Origin of the sequence: Mesorhizobium hunchu (genome assembly GCF_040081975.1) — a bacterium.
Taxonomy (GTDB): domain Bacteria; phylum Pseudomonadota; class Alphaproteobacteria; order Rhizobiales; family Rhizobiaceae; genus Mesorhizobium; species Mesorhizobium hunchu.
In genome coordinates, this window is record NZ_JBEBMG010000014.1 from 49,137 (window position 1) to 69,376 (window position 20,240).

Here is a 20,240-nt window from a genome sequence, read left to right on the forward strand (position 1 = left end):
GGTCCGAAGTGAGCCGACGTCGAACGAAGTCCTGACGGACAGGTTTCCATCACCGCTCTCGCCTTTGCGCGCGATGGGGCGTAGTGTGCGCGATGGCTACAAGAAAATTTCGATCCCCGGTCGTTGTCTATATAGCCGGCCCGGTAGGTTTCACGCTCATCGAGTCCGTCCAGCAGGCTTCGGATTTCCTGTTTGACCATTGGCCCGGAAACGACAGCCTGGCTTGGACCGACGCGATGGAGTGCTGCGCTGAAGACTGTGGCGTCGATGATACGAGTACCGCATTCCTTGCGGCGCTAACGGATGCGGGTATCAGTTACGATCGCACGGTTGAGATCTACTGACACCAGCACTGATGTCTGACGGCATGAGCCAGCGCTGGCGGCAATGAAATCCACCGTCTCGGGCATCTCCCTATTGAAGTATACCATTCACCCAGACGGAGCGCTCGAATGGCGATGAAGCCGAATTATCGATACGAACGCAGTCAACGAGACAAAGCAAAGGCGGCCAGGAAAGAAGCGAAGCTGGCCGCGAAGGCAGTAAAAGAAAAACCCTCCCTCACGGATCAGGACGAGGCGCAAAAGGCGGCTGTCGACGAAAGCTGACCCGGTGCAGAATGGACTTGGGCTGCGATGACAAAGCGCGAGACGGATGATTTCGAGATCGACGTGGAATGTCCGCGGTGCCACCACAAGGCCAGAACACGCGTCGGTTGGATTCGTGTCCACACCCAGATGGAATGCCAGAACTGCGGCGAGATCATCGACATCGAGAGCAGGAATTTCAGGTCGTAAAGCACGGCGCTGACTATTTCGTCGAAACCGTCCACGACATATTTTGGCATTGCAGAGGCCCGCGAGGATATCGAGGCCGACGCGCACATCATTGTCATTGCCATGTTCAATGCTGCTATCGGGGGGTGTCGAGTATGCGTAGCCGGAACCGAAGCGGCACCGATGACAAAAGATGGTCGGTTTCGAGCAGAAAACAGTTTGAAGGAAAACGCGATGCCGTCCGAATCCCGCTCACCGCGTCTCGCGGTTCTGATCGACGCCGACAACGCCTCGGCCAAGATCGCCGATGGCCTGTTCGAGGAGATCGCCAAGATCGGCGAGGCCAGCGTCCGCCGGATTTATGGCGACTTTTCCAGCGCCCGTTCGAAGGCCTGGGCCGACGTCCTGTCGAGGCACGCGATCATTCCCCAGCAGCAGTTCGCCTACACTACAGGCAAGAACGCCTCGGATATCACCCTTGTCATTGACGCAATGGATCTTCTCCACAGCGGCCGGTTCGACGGCTTCTGCCTGGTTTCCTCCGACAGCGATTTCACCCGACTGGCCGCCCGAATCCGTGAGCAGGGCACCGACGTGTTCGGGTTCGGCGAGCAGAAGACGCCCGAAAGCTTTCGCCAGGCTTGCCGCCGGTTCGTCTATACCGAGAACCTGTTGCCGTCCGCTGCCGCGAACGAACCGGAAGCTGCGCCGGCCTGGAAGCCGTTGCAGCCGCCCACTGCGGCCGTGCCGATCATCCGCAAGATCATCGCGCAAATGGAGAGTGAGGACGGGTGGGTGCCGCTCGGGGCGGTCGGTACCCAGCTTGCCAATTTGGCTTCCGACTTCGATCCCCGTACCTTTGGTTTCCGCAAGCTGAGCGACCTGGTGCGCAAGACCAACGCCTTCGAGATCGACCATCCCGAAGGCGGAATGCTACGCATCAGGATCAAACCGGAAGCCGCAGCAAAGGCGCGGCGGAGGAGGTGATCGTCCTCGGGAGCGAACCCTTCACTGGCCGACGAGAATACCTGCTTCGCGTGCAGCCAAGGCAAACGCCCGCCGAACGGTTGATATAGGCTTCTTGTCCGCACTGGCGTCGTGGCAGGCCTGGAGGGCCGCGCGATGTGCCGGTCCCCGCTTGCCCGACCAGCCCCGGAGCAGGAACGACGAACATTCGTATACGTCGGAAATGATCGTCTCGGCGCCCTGCGCGTCGGCCCGAACGGTGACCGGCTGAGCGAATTTGGGATTTTGCATTGCCGTCCATAGGGCATTGCCGCGGGGATAGCGAGGCAATTCGACGATTCGCCCGGAACTCGCAGCCGGCGCCCGTCCGCGGTCAAGCCGCCTTGTTGACCGACGTCACCGCGAGGTTGGTGAGTTTGTTGTTGGTGGCCTTCTCCTGGTCGAGAATCTCGCTGAGCAGCTTGTGCGCCTCATCGTGTCCAAGGTCCTTGGCCCATTCCCGCAGGGAACCGTATCGGGAAATCTCGTAGTGCTCGACAGCCTGGCAGGCGGCCAGCAGGCCGGCGTCGAGAGCAGTGCCGGATGCTTCCTCCATCAAGCCGTCGGCCTCCTTGATGAGGCCCTCGATGGCGTCGCACTTCTCGCCGGAAGCCTTCTTGCCGATCGACTTGAACACCTGATCGAGTTTCTTGATCTGCCCTTTCGTTTCCTCGAGGTGATCCTCCGCCGCCTTCTTCAATTTGGCATCCTTCGCGGCCTTGGCCACTTTGGCAATGCCTTGGTGATCGCGTTTTCGGCGTAATAGACGTCCTGAAGCGTGTGCTCGAAGATGTCGGCGAGCGTTTTCATGGTGATCCTCCGCGCCGGAATTGGCAGCACAGAAAGAGCGGGCATGACAATTGGTTCCGCGCGGGTGCTCCAAGCTGGCGCCGCCCCGGTCGCCGTCGGCTGTAAAACTCCCGTGATCGGCGGTGCCGGCAGCGTCTCCGCAAGATTACCCGTCCTGGCCCTCCAGGAATAATCCGGGCCATGCCTTGTTTCGAACACTGTATCGGTCTATGTTCTGGGTATCGATCTTGGCTGTCGAACTTTGTTTCTGACGCGAACCGCGTTTTCGGCGATCTTCTCCTCTCAAAATCGATCTGAATCGTTTGTCGTGCATCCTGCGCGGCAAGCAATTTTCCATGGATGATTGAAAGGAAATCGTCATGAATACTGGAACCGTGAAGTTCTTCAATGCGACCAAAGGCTTCGGCTTCATCGAGCTCGGCAACGGCCAACCGGACGTGTTCGTCCACATTTCGGCGGTAGAACGGGCCGGCATGCGCTCGCTCGTCGAGGGCCAGAAGCTCAGCTTCGACCTCGTGAAGGACAACCGCAACGGCAAGAGCGCGGCCGAGAACCTGCAGGCTGCATAAGCTATTGCGCCGGCCTTTGACCACGGATGTACTGGCACTGGCCGCAGAGCGCAGATGAGAGAGGTCGGGCAAGTCCCGGCCTTTTTTCTTTTCATGAGTGGAGATCCGCACATGCGACACCCTGAAATGCCGCAAGGGATATTCAAGCCCAAGCCGACCGCCATCGAAACAAAGCAGGATGCCACCACCAGGGCAGCCCGGCAAATCACCGACGGCGAGGCGGCCGTACGGGAACAGAAGACCGAGCGGCTGAGGCTGGCACGGCTTGCCAGCGAGGCAACAAACACGAACACGCCGCCCGCCCTGAAGCGGCCGGTCAGGCGCAGGCGCGCCTAGCCGGATCGACCGGGCGCAAACGCGAAAACGGGGCAGGACAGATGCCGAATTCCAACAGAGAAGGATATTGAAATGCCCTCCACCTATCTCGATTGTCGGCTCGCCGTAACGAAATTCTACGACATGCTGCTGGGAAGATCGCCCGTTGTGGCGACACGTTTCAGATCCGCAAAATTGGATGCGCGACCCGACGAGGCGCGACGCCGAAGGCAGGGCTATACCGACGGTTCGCGTCGCAGGGCGGCTGAAACGAAGCTCAGGCACCAAATGCACTGAGCCGTCCGCTGGTAGTCCTGCAACTGCAGAGTAGGCATGTCGGAAATTTCTACGGGCCCGCGATGAACAACCAGAACTTCAGGATGCCTTTGGTGATCTACGATGATCGGACGGGCTTCAGTCTGATCTCCTCGGTGTCGCAGGCGGCCGACTTCCTGTTTGCCAATCACAAAGAATATGGCAGCGCGGCGTGGTTGGATGCGATTGATTGCTGCTCACGCGTCAAGGCGGGCGCCTCCACTCCCGAAAAGGTCAGTACAGCCTTTATCGCCGCCGTGACCGGCGCCGGGATCAGGATTGATCCCACGGTTCGACTGTATTGATTTCGGCAACCGGCTTCTCGCCTTGATCGAAAATCGCGGCCGCTACGGAGCGAAGATGAACAACGTGATCAATCTTCATGGCGAAAAGCGCTGGAAGGCCGTTATCGAGTACTGCTGCGATGATGGGCCGAAGAGCGTCGAGCACTACTTCGAAGAGATTTCGGACCTTCATCTCATCGTTGAGCATGGGCCGGACTGGAATTTCCTGATCCGCTGCACGGTGACGCTGAATCGATCCGATGACGGTGCGGAACAGAACAGTTCCGAAAAGGCGCTCCGACAGGAGCGGCCGTATTGACGTCTCGGCTTGATCGAACGGTCGGACGAGTCGCCTGATTGACCCGGCGACGCGCTTACGCGTTTTGGTCATCGTTCCATGATTGAGATCGATGCTTTCGGCGTTCGCTATCTGCCTTGCGAAGTCCCGCGGCAGTTCTCCCCAAAAGGCCAAGATAGCCACCGCAATTGCTGCAATAGATAGTCTTGACGCCGAAAACCAGCCTTCACATATTTCTCCTGGTCGCTGCCGATTGCCGGGGTGACCATTCCTCAACCAGCTGAAATCGTTCAACCATTGGAGGTTTCAATGAGCGAGAGAACATTCGAAAGTCCCGTATTTGTGAGAGCCGCAGAAGGTCTCATCCAGGAGATCGCCTGTCTCGAGGATGCCTGCGACTTTCTCCATGAATGGCCCAGGCACCGCCGTGGCGTGATCTATGAAACGGCGACGCGGGCGTGCCACCGCGCGTTCGATGGCCTTGTGCCGCTGAAGGCGGCGCGCGAGGCGTTCGCCGGCTTTGCCCGTTCGGCGAAAATCCTCGAGGATGTCTCCGTGGCGATGCCCTGGATGACCGGGCCGAAAGCCGGCGAGACTGGCGGCGTTTCCGCCTGACGCGACGAAGGGAGGATACGATGCTTTCTCAACCCTTCGAAAAGCCTGTCCGCGTGTGGGTCGGGCTCGGCTTTCCGCGGCAGCTGAACTCGGTCGTGGATGCTTACCAGTTCGTCACGGATTGGTGTGGAAACAGTCCGGAGCAAAGGGCGGCGATTCGCGCCTGCAAAGCTGCACTGGCCGGCGAAGTCGACGCAGAGACAGCACGCGGCATTCTCATGCAGTTCGCCAGGAAGAAAGACATTCTGGTCGAGGACGAGGCGACACCGAAAGCTGCAAGCTCCGGTCAACAGCTACACGTCTGATCTGCAGTGCGATCTCAGGGCGGCGACCCACGGTGTCGCCGTTCCTATCTCTTACGCAAATGCGCATCCGGATCCGTGTGCTCGGGTGGCGGTGTGATCTGCGAGCTTCCTACTCGATCCGTTTGATCCTGCCTTTTGACAGCCGAAAAATGCCGTCATGGCCGCCTTGCTCTGCAAAATCGTCCTGTAGCTCGCCCCAAGTGCCCAAAGGTTTGCCGCAGTCATCGCATTTGATTTCAGTCGCTTCGGTTGCACCGACGGGAATGCGAAGCCGGATCGTTCCGCAATAGGGACATTCGAGCTTGTGATCCAGATATTCCTGCATCGGTCCGGCCCTCGATTGCCCCCTATCGGCGACCATATCGGATTAGCGCTCTGTTGAAAGACCAAAAGGGCATTTGCGCGCCACTACTCAGGACGTTGTGCGTTCCATTCTGGAGCGCCGTCAGCGAGAACCGATCTTGGTTTCACTCGACTGTGGATGTCTCCGACGCCGCCGACACGTGCTGCGCGGCCAGGAACATCAGCGTGGACGCTGCGGTGCGGCGGTTCCAGCCGGCGGATTCGGCCCTATCCAGCAGGCCCGTCAGCAGCGGCTTCAAGGCGCTGCGGCACTCCGTTTCATAGGCGAGGAACTCGCTCGGCGAACGGGTCGGCGTTGGAACGGATCCGATGTCGGTCATCTTGTTCATAGCATCCCCGGATTATCTGCGAAATGCCCGCCCCCGGTGACGGGAGCGGGCCATGTGATCAGTGCCTCAGAAGTCCATGCCCGCGCCGCCCGGCATTGCCGGGACAGACGCTTCCTTCTTCGACTTCTCGGCCACCATCGCCTCGGTGGTGACCAGCAGGCCGGCGACCGAAGCGGCGTCCTGAAGCGCGGTGCGCACAACTTTGGCCGGATCGATGACGCCCTGCTGGTAGAGGTCGCCATATTCGCCGGTCTGGGCATTCCAGCCCCAGGCGAAGTCGGTCTTCTCGCGCAGCTTGCCGACGATGATGGAGCCTTCAGCACCGGCATTCTCGGCGATCTGCCGAGCAGGTGCCTCGACGGCGCGGCGGACGATATCGATGCCGTATTTCTGATCGGCGTTGTCGGCGACCAGCATGTCGAGCGCCTTAACGGTCCTGAGCAGGGCCACGCCGCCTCCGGGCAGGATGCCTTCTTCGACAGCCGCGCGGGTGGCGTGCAGCGCATCGTCGACGCGGTCCTTCTTCTCCTTGACCTCGACTTCCGTAGCGCCGCCGACGCGGATCACCGCGACGCCGCCGGCGAGCTTGGCCAGGCGCTCCTGCAGCTTCTCGCGGTCGTAGTCAGAAGTGGTCTCCTCGATCTGCGCCTTGATCTGCGTGACGCGACCCTGGATTTCTTCCTTGCGGCCGGCGCCGTCGACAATGGTGGTGTTTTCTTTCTCGATCACCACCTTCTTGGCGCGGCCGAGCATCTGCAGCGTGACGTTCTCCAGCTTGATGCCGAGATCCTCGCTGATCGCCGTGCCGCCGGTGAGGATGGCGATGTCCTCCAGCATCGCCTTGCGGCGATCGCCGAAGCCCGGCGCCTTGACGGCCGCGACCTTGAGGCCGCCGCGCAGCTTGTTGACGACCAGGGTGGCCAGCGCCTCACCCTCGACGTCCTCGGCGATGATCAGCAGCGGCTTGCCGGACTGCACGACGGCTTCCAGAACGGGAAGCATGGCCTGGAGATTGCCGAGCTTCTTTTCGTGGATGAGCACATAAGGCTCTTCCAGTTCGACCCGCATCTTGTCCTGGTTGGTGATGAAGTAGGGCGAGAGATAACCCCGGTCGAACTGCATGCCTTCGACGACTTCCAACTCGGTCTCGGCGGTCTTGGCCTCTTCGACGGTGATGACACCTTCGTTGCCGACCTTCTGCATCGCCTCGGCAAGGAAACGACCGATCTCGGCATCGCCGTTGGCCGAGATGGTGCCAACCTGGGCGATCTCGTCGTTTTTCGTGATCTTGCGGGCATTGGCCTTCAGCTCGGCGACAACGGCGTCGACCGCCTTGTCGATACCGCGCTTCAGGTCCATCGGGTTCATGCCGGAGGCGACAGCCTTAGCGCCTTCCCGGACGATGGCCTGAGCGAGAACGGTGGCGGTTGTCGTGCCGTCGCCGGCCAGATCGTTGGTCTTCGAGGCGACCTCACGAACCATCTGCGCGCCCATGTTCTCGAACTTGTCCTCGAGCTCGATTTCCTTCGCCACCGTCACGCCGTCCTTGGTGATGCGCGGGGCGCCGAACGACTTGTCGATGACGACGTTGCGGCCCTTGGGACCGAGCGTCACCTTCACGGCATTGGCGAGAATGTCGACGCCGCGCAGCATGCGCTCGCGCGCGTCGGAATGGAACTTCACTTCCTTGGCAGCCATTGGATCACTCCTTCGATAGGCAGCTTTCGTTGACTGGTTGATATCGGGTTCGCGCCGATCAGGCCGCTTTCTTCAGCGTGGCCGCCTGGTCGATCACGCCCATCACGTCACTTTCCTTCATGATGAGTAGGTCCTCACCATTCAGCTTGATCTCGGTGCCGGACCATTTGCCGAACAGGATGCGGTCGCCGACCTTGACGTCGAGTTCGACGAGTTTGCCGCTTTCGTCGCGTGCGCCGGGGCCGACGGCGATGACCTCGCCCTCCTGCGGCTTTTCCTTGGCGGTGTCGGGGATGATGATGCCGCCGGCGGTTTTCTCATCGGCTTCGATGCGGCGGACCAGGATACGGTCGTGCAATGGACGGAACGTCATATCGTTCTCCTTCAGGACAAACAGATTTTGAGAGGTCCCTCCGAACCGGCCCGGCAGGACCGGAACGGGGTGCGCGCCCCCCTTTCAGGCATCGCGCGCCTATCGAGCTAGTTTCAGCGATTTCGGGTTTCAAGAGGCTAGCGCAAAAATTTTGGCACTCGCGCTAGATGAGTGCTAGTGCCATGAAAACACGCGGCTAATCGGAGTGAAACAGCGCATTTCCCGCTTGAATTTTCCAGACGGTCGAACAAAATTATCCCAAGCTTCGCCATAGGCGAGGCTGTGAAGTCGAAACCGTGCAAAGGAGCTTTTGGAAAGACGGAGGATCAAGATGGACCGACAGAATTCCACACCGATTATTCCCTCTCTCGTTCCTGAAACGTCCGACCTCGCGCTGGACCGACTGTTGTCGCCGGCGAGGCATTTCAGGCATCCCGACGACGTCCTGAAGGACGACACGCTCGACATTCAGGAGAAGCGTGCGATCCTGTCGTCCTGGGCCTCGGACGCCTGCGCCGTGGAATCCGTTCCGGCGCTGCGTCGACCGCCGGGAGCCGAGCAACCGGTTTCCTTCGACACGATCATGGACGCGCTATGTCGGCTCGACAGAACGGCTGGGCCCTCGCCTGCCGCAGACGGTCGGCGACGCACCTTCGATTGTCTGGACGCATAGAGGCGCAAGGCAGAGGAGACGTATATGGCTACCACGGTCAGCAGGGGATTCCGCCTGCAGATGGAAGGCTACGGCCTGACCACGGCTGAAATCCACTATCATCTTCCCGATCACCCGAGTCTGCTGCAACTCTACCTCTGGCAGGACTATGATTTGGCCCCTCACTTCCCGGAGCTGAAAGGCTTCCTCGGTTATTGGGAACGCGAACTGGAGGGCGCGCTGCACTCCGTGCGCGTCGCCCACCATCGCCTCATCGAGCCGTCGGAATGGCGGGCCGTCGACGGCGTCATCGCCATCCACTGAGGGTCAGTTCGGGTCGCAGGCCGTCGATCATCGGTGCCGGACGCGATTTGCGGGAAGCGCGCACTGCCGGGACCAATCCAGCCCGTTTGGCCGCCTTGAGGAAGGCTTTGCGCGCGTCGCGTGCGCTGCGCCATCCGTCTAGCGCATCCCGGCAGGCGCGTTCCGCCACGCGCCAGCTCCGCCCGCGCGCCCATTTGGGCCACTGCTGGTCCAGGCACTCCAGCGCCTCGAAGCTGCTGGCGACATTGCGTGAAGCGTTGGGAAACTTGAGGGTAACAGGTTCGGGAAACCGAACGTCGTTCATTACTTCCTCCTTTTTGACGTCTTTTGCGAGCAAGCAATCGGACGGCGTTGTCGATGCACGCCTGTCGTGGAGATGGGAACCCCGCGCAGAACATCAAGACCGTGAACCTTCATGCCGGCACCGGAACGCTCAATCGTCCTCGTCGGCGTCCAGCAGGTCGATCAGTTCCGCGACGCGCGTGCCCGGCAGCGGCCGTCCCTCGCCCATCAGCGCTTCGTCCTCGTTGAGCCAGACCCAGGCTTCCCGCAACTCCTCGAAGGAAGCGCCGGTGGACAGGATGTCGGCGACCAGCGTTTCGTCCGTCGGCCCAAGGACCGATACGATCTCTTCCCGCGTCATGGACATGGTCGCTCTCCTGCGCATTGATGTGGAAGGTGCTGACCGGAAGATTCCCGCCGGCGACGGCAAGACAATGCGCGTCGGCGAAGGACGTTCCGCGATCGACCTCTTGACGCGCGGAAAGCGAATTCCCAGATCGAATCCGCCGGCGCCCTTTTAGGGTCGGCAAGGTCAAGGAGCGCTCATCCTTGGCGCTCCTCGTACCCATGTTGCTCAGCAATGGAGGATATGGCTATGAGAACCGCATTCGATTTTTCCCCGCTTTATCGGTCGAGCATCGGCTTCGATCGTGTTTTCGACCTGCTGGAGAACGCGAGCCGGACGCCGAGCGTCGACAACTGGCCGCCCTACGACATCGCCAGGACAGGCGAAGACGCCTACCGCATCACCATGGCGGTGGCGGGCTTCGGCCAGGAAGAGCTAAGCATCGTACACGAGCCCAACATGCTTGTCGTCTCCGGCGAGAGAACGGCGGAAGACAACGGCGACTATCTGCATCGCGGCATTGCCGGGCGGCCGTTCGAGCGCCGCTTCGAGCTTGCCGATCATGTGAAGGTGACCGGAGCTGGTCTCGTCAACGGCCTGCTGACGATCGATCTACAGCGCGAGATTCCCGAGGAGATGAAGCCGCGCAAGATCGAGATCGGTAGTGGCAAAGCGGGGTCCCGCATCGAGGCCAAGGCCGCAGATAAGGTGGCCACTGAGAAACAAGCTGCCTGAGGCAATCCGGCGCCGGAAAGGATTTGCCCAAGACGATAGAAAGGAGAATGACGATGAGCGTACGCGATCTTATTCCCTGGGGACGCGAGGAGAGCCGCGTCCCGAGCCTTTTCCGCGACAGCGAGCGCGATCCGTTCCTGTCGCTGCACCGCGAAGTGAACCGGCTGTTCGACAACGTTTTCCGCGGCTTCGATGGTGGGCTGCCTTCCTTCGGCAGAGCATCCGCCTTCGGCGGGCACTGGCCGAGCGTCGAGATTTCCGACAACGACAAAGAGATCAAGGTGACAGCCGAAGTGCCCGGCATGGAAGAAAAGGACATCGAGGTCTTGCTCGATGATGGCGTGCTGACTCTGCGGGGCGAGAAGCGTTCGGAGACCGAGGACAAGGGCCGGCAATTCTCGGAGCGCTATTACGGTCGTTTCGAGCGTCGCATCCCGCTCGGCTACGAGATCGAGGAAGACAGGATCGACGCCCGCTTCAGGAACGGCGTCCTGTCCGTGACCTTGCCGAAAACGGCGAAAGCACAGTCGCAGGCGAAACGCATCGCGATCAAAAGCTGACGTTTGGATAGCTTGGGAAGCGGCCGATGCCGCTTCCCAAGCTGTTCGCATTTCAACTCAACGATCCTGGTTTTAAACTCGCGGAGGCGATCTGTCTTGGAAATCGATGTCGGGTACGGCGTCGATGCCGGACGGAAGCAGGTTCTGCCTGTGCGCGACGTGGATCACATCGTTGGAATCCCCAGCCACCGCCTTGAGCCGGTCGATATCCTCTAGGCTGCCGCGACGAGCCTTCGCGCCGCGTGCGGTCACTTTCGCCGCGGACTTCTCGAACGGGCCAGGGCCTTGACCTCGTGGACAGCGGCGACTAACTCGGAGATGATGTAAGGACCGGAAAGGCCGGCCCCCCGGTGACCAAAACGTGCATGGGGATTGCTCCTTGTGAGCCATACGGGAAGCGATGGTACGGCGTGTGATCGACCGAGAAGCGAGTCGTGCTCAGCCATCGAACTTGATCAGGTCCTTGAAGATCAATTGGCCCCAGCTATTTCCGCGGGCCTGGACTAGCAGCCCACCTTCCGAAAGGCCGCCAAGTTTGATCGGCGCGAAACCGAGATTTTCCGCAAGCGCACCAATCTCCGCTGCGGCGCTATCATCGTCACTCGCCAGGAACACGACCCTCCTGCCACCATGTATGGCGGGATCCTGGTCAAGGACCGCAGCGGGCAAATGGTTGAAGCCCTTGACCAGCCTTGCGCCAGAGAAGGCTCGCGCAACGAACATAGACGAAGGTTGTCCTCCCAACTGCTCAGGGGGCACGCCATAGGCATTGGTCACATCGACGATGGTCTTCCCCCGCCATGTGGGGAGCGCCTTAGCGACATCCGGGTGCGATCCGAAACCGACAGCCAAAAAAATGACGTCCGCCTTGACGGCTTCCGCGAGTGTTTTGGGAATGATCGTAGGGCCGATTGCTGCCGCATCCGATGCGAAGCTTTCCGGATTCCGCGTGGTTGCGACCGATACTTCGATGCCTTTGCGGGCAAATGCCTTGGCCAAGGCCATGCCGATTTTGCCGAAGCCGATGATTGCGTAGTTCATAATCTTCTCCTTTGGTTTTTTCGTTGCGGTCAGAGTTTGTAGCCGCCGCTCGCCTCGATCGTCTGGCCGGTCACCCAGTGGCCTTCATCGGAGGCCAGGAACGCCACGACGGCGGCGATTTCCGACGGCTCGCCAAAGCGTCCCAGCGCGATTTCGCCCTCGACCGCCTTTACAAGTTCGGGATTCTCCCGGATGGCGGCGTTCCCGTCCGTTCGCGTGTAGCCCGGCGCCACGGCGTTCGCGGTAATTCCGCGCGGCCCCAACTCGGACGCGAGCGCATGGGTCAGGTTGTTGATGGCCGCTTTGGCCATCGAGTAGACGGGCGCGGCTGTCACGGGCTTCGTGGCGGCAGCGGAAGAGATGTTGATGATGCGTCCGCCATCGGCGAGACGATCCAGGGCGGCCTGAGCGATGAAGAAGGGCGCGCGGGCGTAGACCGCGATCAGGGTGTCCCAACTGTCCGGCGTCGCGTCCTTGAAGCCAACAAAGCCGGAATTGCCGGCGTTGTTGACCAGAATGTTGAGGGCTTTGCTTCCGTTCCGCTTGGTGAATTCGTCGTCAAGTCTCTCGAACAAGGCCGGGATGGTCGCCGGGTCAACGAGGTCCGCATGGATCGCGAACGCAGTGCCTCCCGCTTTCTCGATGGCCGCGACCGCCTCGTCTGCGCCGGATTTACTGGCGTTGTAGGTCAGCGCGACCGTCGCTCCATCCTTTGCAAGACGTTCGGCGATGGCACGGCCAATGCCCCGCGATGCCCCGGTAACGAGAGCTGTTTTTCCTTTGAGAGGTCGTTCCATCTGATTTTCTTCCGTGAATGTGTGCATGATCGGATTGAGGGAGTGACTGGCCGGCGCGTAGCGCGGTCAGATTTGCGCCAGGCCGCCGTCGACGGCGAGTTCGCTGGCGGTCATGAAGCTCGAGTCCGAAGACGCGAGAAAGGCCGCCGCCGCCCCGATCTCCGCCGGATCGGCCATGCGCTGGAGCGGGTTCATCGAGGCGAAGGCCTTCATGCCCTCCTCGCCCACAGCTTCCTTCGCGAGTTCGGTCGCTGTCGGTCCGGGCGACAGCACGTTCACCCGGATGCCGGTGCCCTTCAGGTCCTCTGCCCAGGTTCGCGCGAGGTTGCGCACTGCCGCCTTGCTCGCGCTGTAGGTGCCGAATGCCGGGGCGCCCGTGGTGCCGGCGCTCGATCCGGTTAGGATGATCGAACCGCCTTCGCCCATCAGCCGAAGCGCCTTCTGGACCGTGAAGATCGTGCCCTTCACATTGGTGTCGAAGGTTTCGTCGATATGCTCGACTGTGATCTCGCCGAGCGGAAGCAGGCTCCCCGTCCCGGCATTGGCGAAGACGATGTCGAGGGTCCCGCGCTCGGCCTTCACCGCCGCGTAGAGGCGGTCGAGGTCGGTCAGATCGGACACCGAGCCCTTCACCGCACAGGCATTGGGACCGAGTTTCGCCACAGCGGCGTCGAGCGCTTCCTGCCGGCGGCCGAAGATGAAGACGAAGGCACCCTCTTCGATGAAGCGCTTTGCCGCGGCGAGGCCGATGCCGGTAGCGCCGCCTGTGATGACTGCAACCTTACCCTCAAGCTTTCCCATGACTTTCCCTTTCGTGGTGTCGAGACAGCGTCTGCCTCCGAGAGCCTCGAAATGGGTCCGCCGGCGTCCGTTGTTGAGTGCGAAGGCGCGCATATCGGTGGTGCAAAATCGATCCGGTCCGTCGACCGACATGAAGCCACCACGATCGGTGTCCGCCGTTCGGAACCGAGACACGCCCGTCGACATAAGCAATGATGACCGCCCGAATTGCCGTTCGATGTGGTAGATATCGGCTTTGGAAGGCGCACCGCGCGGTGCGGGATTGCACCATGATCGATTGGGACGACGTTCGCTACTTTCTTGCCGTCGCGCGCGGAGGCTCAGTGCGGGCCGCGGCCGAGCGTCTCGGGGTGAACCACTCGACGGTGCTGCGGCGCATTGCCCAACTGGAGAAACGCCTCGGGGCGCAGATGTTCGAGAAGCTGCCTTCGGGCTACCGCCTGACGGAGGGGGGCGAGGAGGTGGTCGAGCTCGCGAACCAGATGGAAGCGTCGTCGCATTTGCTGGAGACGCGCATCTTCGGTCGCGACCAGAGCGCGCGCGGGCTTTTGCGGGTGACGCTTCCGCCGTTCCTCGCCACACACTTGCTCATGCCGGATCTCGCCGACTTCGCACGCCTGCATCCGGACATCGAGATGGAAATCCTGACGACCGGCGAGGTGGCGAACCTGACCAACCGCGAGGCCGACGTCGCGATCCGCATCGTCGCCGACCGCAAGACCCTGCCGCTCAATCTTCACGGCCTGAAGGGACCGGAGCTTTACAGCAGCGTGTACATGTCCCGCGATCGACTGGCCGCGTGGCGTGCGGGCGCAGCGGACCCCATCCGGTGGATCGTCATAGATAATCATGGAATTCCGGTCTGGGCGCGCGAGGCAGAGGTCCCCACCACGGGAGTTCCGTTCAGGACGCCGGACCCCGAAGCGCAGATCGCTGCAGTGCAGCAAGGGATCGGCATGACGAAACTGCCGTGCTTCGTGGGAGATGCCGACCCCCTGTTGGTGAGGGTGCCGGGCGCCGACCTGCCCATGCATGGGACGCTCTGGCTTCTCACGCAGGGTGAGACGCGCAAGACGAAGCGCGTCCGGCTCTTCACCGAGTTCATATCCCGCAGGCTCGCCGCCTACGCGCCGCTTCTCGCGGGGCTGTCGGTGTCGGGCGACTGAGGGGAACCAGGTCGCCGGCGACGCTTGCAGTGGACAGGTGCCTCCCACTTGCTGAACGGCAGTTACCCGCGACCGGGCCCAGGACCGGACTGTCGGGTACGGCCCCTAGCCGCCGATTAGATGCAGGGCCGTGACGACGATCCTCCAAGGTGGGTCCCGCATGTTCATGCCATCACGGCCTGCTCAATCCGCTGATGCCGACAAGAATGATCGCTCGGTTGCCGGGGGCGAGGCCGCCGTTCGAGAGGCTTGCGCCGCTCTTCCGCAAAAAGGAGGGCCTTAGAGGGCTATGGAGTAGACATAGTTCGCATCATCACCTGAGACGGCGCGCCAATAATTTCAGATATTTAGCCTAACCTCACTAAGATCAACCATCCGTGAGCGAACGACAGGTGGGGCGGATGAACCCATCATCAGGGACGCCGCCATCAAGCGCTTCCACCACGATAGCCTCGAACAGTTGCGACGGCACCTTCAGGACTCCATCGACGCACACACCTTCGGAAGAAGACAAAGAACGCTCAAAAATCTCACGCCGCACGAATTCATCTGCAAATGATGGGCTTACAACCGGATCGACGCATTTCTGGATCCAATCCAGCAAATGTCGGAACTGAACAGGCTTGGGCGGGGCGACAGAAGTCCGACGACACCGTAATGGCCATATGCGCCAGCGATCGCTGCATGAACTCTGCGGACGGCCGGGTCTCTCGCGGTTTTGGCTTGCCACAAGCAACGCAGAAAGTGTCGCAAGGTTCATCTGTACGATTTCCGCGGAATCTACCCCGAAGATCATGGCGGAAGCCGTCGAAATAATCCGGCGACCTAAGCTTTCTCGTAATCATCTCTCGCCATCCGACTATCGTCATCTGAGCAGTGCTGCTATGAGAGCCCGGTGCGAGATCAGCCGCGGGCCGATTTGGGTCCGTGACGCTTTCACACATTGTGTTTGTTCAAGCTGCTTCATGGCATTTGAGATCAGAGAAGGTTTCATGGACGCTGCCGCTCCCGAGGCAAGAGATGGGACGCAATTTCCACTTGCGGTCGATCTCGACAGGACGCTGATCAGGACCGATAGCCTTGTCGAGCAGTTCCTGACGGTGTTCTGCCGCCTGCCGTGGCGGGCCGCGAAGACGCTTCTCAAGCTCCGGGAAGGAAAGGCGAAATTCAAGGAAGCGGTGATCGAACTCAGCACATTTGACCCCGATGTGCTGCTCTTCAACGAGGATTTGCTGGAATATCTCCATGCAGAGCGCGAGCGCGGCCGGCCCCTGCATCTCGTTACGGCCGCAGACCAGAGGCTTGCGGATATCGTCGCCGAGCGGGTGGGGATATTCGAAAGCGCCAGCGGCTCGTGCCAGGGTCACAACCTCAAGGGGAAGAACAAGCTCAACCACCTGGAAGAACGGTTTCCCGACGGCTTCTCCTATGCCGGTGACGACGTTTCCGACCTAGTGATCTGGCGCAAGGCGAAGAGCGCGGTTCTCGTCGGGGTCAGCAACTCCACCCGCAAGGCGGTCAAGGCGATGGATTGCGCCGTGGAACTCGATATTCCCCGGCAGAAAGCGGGCCTGCGCGCGTGGGCCAGGCTGCTTCGCATCCATCAGTGGTCGAAGAATATCCTCATCTTCATCCCTCTCATTCTCGGGCAAGCCATATTCGATCCGCGGGCGCTCCTTCCTGTCTTGCTCGGCTTTCTCGCCATGGGGTTGGCCGCGTCTGGCACCTACACGATTAATGATATTGCCGACATCGCGTCTGACCGTGCTCATCGAACCAAGCGCAGACGACCGATCGCCTCCGGCGCGATTGATGCAGGTCACGCGTTGATGGTTGCTATGGCGCTGATTCTCGCCGGCGTTGCGCTCATCGGGACGCTGTCGTTGTCGGCAGGAGGGCTGCTCCTTCTCTATCTTGCCGGAACTCTTTCCTATTCCTTCAAGTTCAAGCGCGAACCGATGATCGATATCTTCATCCTCGGAAGCCTCTATACGATCCGCATCGTGATAGGCGCGGTTCTGGCCGGGATGACCTTCTCGCATTGGCTGCTGATGTTTTCCTTCTTCTTCTTCTTTTCGCTATCGATGGCCAAGCGCCACGTGGAAATTGTCAACGCCGCTTCCGGGTCGGACAGGGTCCTTCCCATCAAAGGTCGTGGCTATATTACATCGGACGCGCCCCTGACACTTTGCACGGGTGTGGGGACAAACCTCGTCGCCATTCTGATCCTCAGCCTCTATGTCGCCCAGGACATCTACCCGCAGAATCTCTATGACAATCCGGAATGGCTGTGGGGCATCGTCGTCATGGTGATGATGTGGTCGTTGCGTATCTGGTTTCTCAGCCATCGCGGCGTACTCAACGACGATCCGGTGTCATTTGCGTTGCGAGACAGGACCAGCCTCATCATGGGCGCAGTCGTCGTCGGCCTTTTTGCCCTGTCGGTCATATGAGCTTGTACCGGACCCGAAACGACTACGCCTCGTGGGGGCGCGTTGTTCGCGCGCCGCATCAGGTATGGCGGCCGAATTTTCTCGATGAGCTGGACGCGTTTGCGAAGGCCGATCCAAGCGGTGCGCCATGGCTGCCGGTGGGACTGCGCCGCTCCTACGGCGATACGCCGCTCAATGCCGGAGGCCGCCTCATCGACATGACGGGGCTCGACCGGCTGATTTCCTTCGACCGGGAGAAAGGCGTCCTGCGTTGCGAGGCCGGGGCGTCAATCGACGATCTGCTGCAGGTGCTCGTGCCGCGTGGCTGGTTCCTACCGACCACGCCAGGCACCCGTTTCGTGACCATGGGCGGCGCTGTCGCCAACGATGTTCACGGCAAGAACCATCACCAGGCCGGCAGCATGGGGTGTCACGTGCAAAACCTCACATTGGCACGCAGCGACAGCGCACCACGCCGTCTCGCGCCGGGAGACGAGTTGTTTGACGCGACCCTCGGTGGTCTTGGCCTGACGGGCTTGATCACGGAGGTCGAGCTTCAACTCGCTCCGATCGGCAGTGCCTTTCTCGACGTCGAGCGGATCGCATTCTCCAATGTGGCCGAGTTCTTCGGATTGGCGGAAGCGAGTGCCGCCGATTTCGAGCACACCGTTGCATGGATCGACTGCGCGAACGGAGGCAGGGCGCTTGGACGAGGGATATTCCAGCGCGCCAATTGGCGCGAAGACGGCGAGCTTGTCGCGCATGCCCGGTCGGCAGGACCGGCCATGTTCCTCGACCTGCCGCGCGGCGTGCTCAACGGCACCACGGTGAGGCTTTTCAATTCGGCCTACAACAGTCTTCAACAGCGCGGGGACCGTGTGTCGAAGGTTCACTACGCGCCGTTCTTCTATCCGCTGGATTCGATCCGCCACTGGAACCGGATGTACGGCAAAGACGGCCTCTATCAATATCAATGCGTCGTACCGCCGGCCACGGCCAGGGACGCGACGGCGGAGCTTGTCCGGATCATCGCGGCGTCGGGTGCGGCCTCGTTCCTGGCCGTGCTCAAGACTTTCGGCCGGCGGCAGTCCGGCGGCCTTCTTTCCTTTCCGATGCAAGGGGCCACGCTCGCCCTTGACTTTGCCAACAGAGGACAGGAAACCCTCGATCTCATGGCCCGGCTCGATTGCGTCGTGGCCGAAGCCGGCGGGCATCTTTATCCCGCCAAGGACGGGCGCATTTCCGCAGCGATGTTCCAGGCGGGTTATCCGGCGTGGGAGAAGATGCAGGAATTGAAAGACCCGGCGATCAGTTCCGATTTCTGGAAGAGGGTTTCTCGATCGTGAGCGCAGGCAAGATCGTCATACTCGGAACTCTTTCGGCGATCGCCGAGGCCACGGCGAGGCTCTATGCCCGTGATGGCGCCGAACTGCTCATTGCCGCACGAAATGGCGAGCGCCTGTCGCGGCTTGCTGCGGATCTTCAGGCGAGAGGCGCGGCGCGCTGTGAGACGCGTGTGCTCGATCTCGCCGAGGTGGAGGATCCGTTCGCGGCTTTCCAAGAGATGACGGCGGCGCTCGGCGGCGAGGTTGACGCCGTGTTCCTGTTCTACGGAATATTGGGCGACCAGACCACGGCGGAGAAGTCGCTGGCAGACGCGCGCCACGGCATCCGGGTCAATTTCGCAAGCGCCGCCGAATGGTGCCTCGCTGCCGCAAATCAGCTGGAAGCTCAGAATAAGGGCGTGCTCGTGGCGGTCAGTTCCGTTGCAGGCGATCGCGGCAGGCAATCCAACTACATCTATGGCGCGGCCAAAGGCGGGCTCTCGGTTCTGGTACAGGGCATTGCTCACAGGCTTGCGAAGGGCCGTGCGCGCGCCGTGGCCGTGAAACTCGGTTTCGTCGACACGCCGATGACCGCGCATGTCGAGAAGAAGGGGGTGCTGTGGTCGAAGCCAGGGGACGTCGCAGCCCGGCTGGTCGCGATCGCGGCGAAACCTTCCGCCCCCGTTGTCTATGTCCCTGGATTCTGGCGGTTGATTATGGCGGTCGTGCGCACTATTCCGGCGCCGATCTTCCACAAGACAAAGTTGTGAGGCTGCCCGCGTGACCGAACCGCAGCGCATCATCGTCACAGGAGCGGCCGGCCTTGTCGGCCAGAATCTGATTACCCGGCTGAAGAACCGCCCGGGAATCGAGATCGTCGCCATCGACAAAAGCGGCCCCAATATCGCGATCCTGCGGCGGTTGAATCCGGAGATCGAGGTGGTCCAGGCCGATCTCGCGCGCAGCGGGGGATGGGAACATGCCTTCGACAAGGGCGGAGTGCTCGTTCTCAACCATGCCCAAATCGGCGCACTCACCGAGCAGCCCTTCATCGACAACAATGTCACGGCAACGAAAAACGTCCTGGCTGAGGCCAGGCGTGTCGGCCTTCCCTATATTGTCCATATCTCGTCGTCGGTGGTGAATTCGCTCGCCCGTGACTTCTACACCGAGAGCAAGAAGGCGCAGGAGCAACTCGTCCTCGAAAGCGGCATTCCGGCATGCGTGCTCAGGCCGACCCTGATGTTTGGCTGGTTCGATCGCAAGCATCTCGGCTGGCTGGCCCGCTTCATGCAGAGGACGCCGGTTTTTCCAATTCCCGGCAACGGGCGCTATATCCGCCAGCCGCTCTATGTGGGCGACTTCTGCAACGTCATCATGTCCGCCATAGACCGGCCGCGTCCGAACGAGACTCACGACATTTCCGGCCGGGAGAAGGTCTTCTATGTCGATCTCATTCGCGCGGTGAAGAACGCTGTGCGTTCGAGAACGAAGATCCTCTCAATACCGTACAAGGCTTTTGCCGGGCTGCTTTCTCTCTACGCGCTTGTCGACCGCAACCCGCCCTTCACCACCAAGCAACTCGAGGCGTTGGTCACGCCCGACGAATTCGTCATCACCGACTGGCCGGGTGTCTTCGGGGTGACGGCCACGCCGCTTTCCGCAGCGTTGGAGGAAACCTTCCGGGATCCCGTCTATTCCAACGTCGTTCTGGAGTTCTGAAC

Annotated in this window: 29 protein-coding genes and 1 pseudogene; 17 read left to right on the forward strand and 13 right to left on the reverse strand. The window is 61.0% G+C overall.

Annotated elements, in window-relative coordinates; genetic code table 11:
• Window positions 1–92: 92 nt before the first annotated feature.
• From ABMA46_RS19325 to ABMA46_RS19335, 3 genes are all read left to right on the forward strand, one after another.
• Window positions 93–344 carry a DUF982 domain-containing protein gene (locus ABMA46_RS19325; RefSeq protein ID WP_349001635.1) on the forward strand — a complete coding sequence of 84 codons (252 nt, stop codon included), beginning with the start codon at window positions 93–95 and terminating at the stop codon, window positions 342–344.
• A 108-nt stretch (window positions 345–452) separates the two neighbouring features.
• On the forward strand, window positions 453–608 hold the full coding sequence (locus tag ABMA46_RS19330) for a hypothetical protein (RefSeq protein WP_349001636.1): 156 nt from the start codon (window positions 453–455) through the stop codon (window positions 606–608).
• A 402-nt stretch (window positions 609–1,010) separates the two neighbouring features.
• A complete protein-coding gene (locus ABMA46_RS19335; RefSeq protein ID WP_349001685.1) occupies window positions 1,011–1,763 on the forward strand; it encodes an NYN domain-containing protein in 753 nt (250 codons plus the stop codon).
• A 21-nt stretch (window positions 1,764–1,784) separates the two neighbouring features.
• Here ABMA46_RS19335 and ABMA46_RS19340 read toward each other — a convergent pair whose 3' ends face one another.
• Together ABMA46_RS19340 and ABMA46_RS19345 are read right to left on the reverse strand one after the other, a co-directional pair.
• Entirely contained in the window at window positions 1,785–2,033 is a 249-nt protein-coding gene (locus tag ABMA46_RS19340) for a DUF982 domain-containing protein (RefSeq protein WP_349001637.1), read from the reverse strand.
• Between the two features lie 82 nt (window positions 2,034–2,115).
• Window positions 2,116–2,591 (reverse strand): annotated as a pseudogene (locus ABMA46_RS19345) (YciE/YciF ferroxidase family protein).
• Window positions 2,592–2,950: 359 nt separating this feature from the next.
• Between ABMA46_RS19345 and ABMA46_RS19350 the strand changes: the two are divergent.
• The 3 genes from ABMA46_RS19350 to ABMA46_RS19360 all read left to right on the forward strand — a co-directional run bounded on the left by ABMA46_RS19350 (window position 2,951) and on the right by ABMA46_RS19360 (window position 4,095).
• A complete protein-coding gene (locus tag ABMA46_RS19350) occupies window positions 2,951–3,160 on the forward strand; it encodes a cold-shock protein (protein WP_349001638.1) in 210 nt (69 codons plus the stop codon).
• Between the two features lie 111 nt (window positions 3,161–3,271).
• Window positions 3,272–3,496 carry a hypothetical protein gene (locus tag ABMA46_RS19355; protein ID WP_349001639.1) on the forward strand — a complete coding sequence of 75 codons (225 nt, stop codon included), beginning with the start codon at window positions 3,272–3,274 and terminating at the stop codon, window positions 3,494–3,496.
• A 338-nt stretch (window positions 3,497–3,834) separates the two neighbouring features.
• Window positions 3,835–4,095, forward strand: coding sequence for a DUF982 domain-containing protein (locus tag ABMA46_RS19360; protein WP_349001640.1), 261 nt, complete (start codon window positions 3,835–3,837; stop codon window positions 4,093–4,095).
• Here ABMA46_RS19360 and ABMA46_RS19365 read toward each other — a convergent pair.
• A complete protein-coding gene (locus ABMA46_RS19365) occupies window positions 4,064–4,666 on the reverse strand; it encodes a hypothetical protein (protein WP_349001641.1) in 603 nt (200 codons plus the stop codon). The two genes, ABMA46_RS19360 and ABMA46_RS19365, sit on opposite strands and share 32 nt — an antisense overlap.
• A gap of 15 nt (window positions 4,667–4,681) precedes the next feature.
• Between ABMA46_RS19365 and ABMA46_RS19370 the strand changes: the two genes are divergently transcribed.
• Together ABMA46_RS19370 and ABMA46_RS19375 are read left to right on the forward strand one after the other, a co-directional pair.
• Complete coding sequence (locus tag ABMA46_RS19370; RefSeq protein ID WP_349001642.1) at window positions 4,682–4,987, forward strand: DUF982 domain-containing protein; 306 nt, start codon at window positions 4,682–4,684, stop codon at window positions 4,985–4,987.
• A gap of 20 nt (window positions 4,988–5,007) precedes the next feature.
• Complete coding sequence (locus ABMA46_RS19375; RefSeq protein WP_139954922.1) at window positions 5,008–5,292, forward strand: DUF982 domain-containing protein; 285 nt, start codon at window positions 5,008–5,010, stop codon at window positions 5,290–5,292.
• Window positions 5,293–5,401: 109 nt separating this feature from the next.
• Here the strand turns inward: ABMA46_RS19375 and ABMA46_RS19380 are convergent, their stop codons facing one another.
• The 4 genes from ABMA46_RS19380 to groES form a co-directional block, all read right to left on the reverse strand.
• Complete coding sequence (locus ABMA46_RS19380) at window positions 5,402–5,617, reverse strand: hypothetical protein (RefSeq protein ID WP_139954923.1); 216 nt, start codon at window positions 5,615–5,617, stop codon at window positions 5,402–5,404.
• A 142-nt stretch (window positions 5,618–5,759) separates the two neighbouring features.
• Window positions 5,760–5,984 carry a hypothetical protein gene (locus ABMA46_RS19385; protein WP_349001643.1) on the reverse strand — a complete coding sequence of 75 codons (225 nt, stop codon included), beginning with the start codon at window positions 5,982–5,984 and terminating at the stop codon, window positions 5,760–5,762.
• Window positions 5,985–6,050: 66 nt separating this feature from the next.
• Window positions 6,051–7,682 (reverse strand): chaperonin GroEL, encoded by a 1,632-nt coding sequence (gene groL / locus ABMA46_RS19390; protein ID WP_349001644.1) that lies wholly within the window; start codon window positions 7,680–7,682, stop codon window positions 6,051–6,053.
• A gap of 58 nt (window positions 7,683–7,740) precedes the next feature.
• Window positions 7,741–8,055 carry a co-chaperone GroES gene (gene groES, locus ABMA46_RS19395; RefSeq protein WP_349001645.1) on the reverse strand — a complete coding sequence of 105 codons (315 nt, stop codon included), beginning with the start codon at window positions 8,053–8,055 and terminating at the stop codon, window positions 7,741–7,743.
• Window positions 8,056–8,386: 331 nt separating this feature from the next.
• On the opposite strand from groES, the gene ABMA46_RS19400 reads away from it, so the two are divergent.
• Together ABMA46_RS19400 and ABMA46_RS19405 are read left to right on the forward strand one after the other, a co-directional pair.
• Entirely contained in the window at window positions 8,387–8,728 is a 342-nt protein-coding gene (locus tag ABMA46_RS19400) for a hypothetical protein (protein WP_349001646.1), read from the forward strand.
• Window positions 8,729–8,752: 24 nt separating this feature from the next.
• Window positions 8,753–9,031, forward strand: a complete 279-nt coding sequence (locus ABMA46_RS19405) for an usg protein (protein WP_349001647.1) — start codon at window positions 8,753–8,755, stop codon at window positions 9,029–9,031.
• On the opposite strand, the gene ABMA46_RS19410 is transcribed toward ABMA46_RS19405, so the two are convergent.
• Window positions 9,015–9,335 carry a DUF982 domain-containing protein gene (locus ABMA46_RS19410; RefSeq protein WP_349001648.1) on the reverse strand — a complete coding sequence of 107 codons (321 nt, stop codon included), beginning with the start codon at window positions 9,333–9,335 and terminating at the stop codon, window positions 9,015–9,017. The genes ABMA46_RS19405 and ABMA46_RS19410 overlap by 17 nt on opposite strands.
• A 129-nt stretch (window positions 9,336–9,464) precedes the next feature.
• Window positions 9,465–9,680, reverse strand: a complete 216-nt coding sequence (locus ABMA46_RS19415; RefSeq protein ID WP_349001649.1) for a hypothetical protein — start codon at window positions 9,678–9,680, stop codon at window positions 9,465–9,467.
• Window positions 9,681–9,908: 228 nt separating this feature from the next.
• Here ABMA46_RS19415 and ABMA46_RS19420 point away from each other — a divergent pair, with 228 nt between their 5' ends.
• Both ABMA46_RS19420 and ABMA46_RS19425 read left to right on the forward strand, forming a co-directional pair.
• Window positions 9,909–10,394 (forward strand): Hsp20 family protein, encoded by a 486-nt coding sequence (locus ABMA46_RS19420; protein WP_349001650.1) that lies wholly within the window; start codon window positions 9,909–9,911, stop codon window positions 10,392–10,394.
• Between the two features lie 53 nt (window positions 10,395–10,447).
• Window positions 10,448–10,954, forward strand: coding sequence for an Hsp20/alpha crystallin family protein (locus ABMA46_RS19425; RefSeq protein WP_349001651.1), 507 nt, complete (start codon window positions 10,448–10,450; stop codon window positions 10,952–10,954).
• 438 nt (window positions 10,955–11,392) lie between these two features.
• Here ABMA46_RS19425 and ABMA46_RS19430 read toward each other — a convergent pair whose 3' ends face one another.
• From ABMA46_RS19430 to ABMA46_RS19440, 3 genes are all read right to left on the reverse strand, one after another.
• A complete protein-coding gene (locus tag ABMA46_RS19430; protein ID WP_349001652.1) occupies window positions 11,393–11,995 on the reverse strand; it encodes an NADPH-dependent F420 reductase in 603 nt (200 codons plus the stop codon).
• A 29-nt stretch (window positions 11,996–12,024) separates the two neighbouring features.
• Window positions 12,025–12,792 (reverse strand): SDR family NAD(P)-dependent oxidoreductase, encoded by a 768-nt coding sequence (locus ABMA46_RS19435; RefSeq protein WP_349001653.1) that lies wholly within the window; start codon window positions 12,790–12,792, stop codon window positions 12,025–12,027.
• Window positions 12,793–12,858: 66 nt separating this feature from the next.
• Entirely contained in the window at window positions 12,859–13,593 is a 735-nt protein-coding gene (locus tag ABMA46_RS19440) for an SDR family NAD(P)-dependent oxidoreductase (RefSeq protein WP_349001654.1), read from the reverse strand.
• Window positions 13,594–13,862: 269 nt separating this feature from the next.
• Here ABMA46_RS19440 and ABMA46_RS19445 point away from each other — a divergent pair, with 269 nt between their 5' ends.
• Window positions 13,863–14,759, forward strand: a complete 897-nt coding sequence (locus ABMA46_RS19445) for a LysR family transcriptional regulator (RefSeq protein ID WP_349001655.1) — start codon at window positions 13,863–13,865, stop codon at window positions 14,757–14,759.
• Window positions 14,760–15,126: 367 nt separating this feature from the next.
• On the opposite strand, the gene ABMA46_RS21410 is transcribed toward ABMA46_RS19445, so the two are convergent.
• Window positions 15,127–15,519 carry a hypothetical protein gene (locus tag ABMA46_RS21410; RefSeq protein ID WP_425475777.1) on the reverse strand — a complete coding sequence of 131 codons (393 nt, stop codon included), beginning with the start codon at window positions 15,517–15,519 and terminating at the stop codon, window positions 15,127–15,129.
• Window positions 15,520–15,553: 34 nt separating this feature from the next.
• Here ABMA46_RS21410 and ABMA46_RS19455 point away from each other — a divergent pair, with 34 nt between their 5' ends.
• Genes ABMA46_RS19455 through ABMA46_RS19470 form a run of 4 tightly spaced genes read left to right on the forward strand, consistent with a single transcriptional unit; the run spans window position 15,554 to window position 20,238 of the window.
• Window positions 15,554–17,212 carry a UbiA family prenyltransferase gene (locus ABMA46_RS19455; RefSeq protein ID WP_349001656.1) on the forward strand — a complete coding sequence of 553 codons (1,659 nt, stop codon included), beginning with the start codon at window positions 15,554–15,556 and terminating at the stop codon, window positions 17,210–17,212.
• A 2-nt stretch (window positions 17,213–17,214) separates the two neighbouring features.
• A complete protein-coding gene (locus ABMA46_RS19460) occupies window positions 17,215–18,537 on the forward strand; it encodes an FAD-binding oxidoreductase (RefSeq protein WP_349001657.1) in 1,323 nt (440 codons plus the stop codon).
• Complete coding sequence (locus ABMA46_RS19465; protein WP_349001658.1) at window positions 18,534–19,286, forward strand: SDR family NAD(P)-dependent oxidoreductase; 753 nt, start codon at window positions 18,534–18,536, stop codon at window positions 19,284–19,286. Before ABMA46_RS19460 ends, ABMA46_RS19465 begins: the two co-directional genes overlap by 4 nt.
• A gap of 10 nt (window positions 19,287–19,296) precedes the next feature.
• The gene (locus tag ABMA46_RS19470; protein ID WP_349001659.1) at window positions 19,297–20,238 is read left to right on the forward strand and encodes an NAD-dependent epimerase/dehydratase family protein; all 942 of its coding nucleotides are present in this window, start codon (window positions 19,297–19,299) and stop codon (window positions 20,236–20,238) included.
• Window positions 20,239–20,240: the final 2 nt, after the last annotated feature.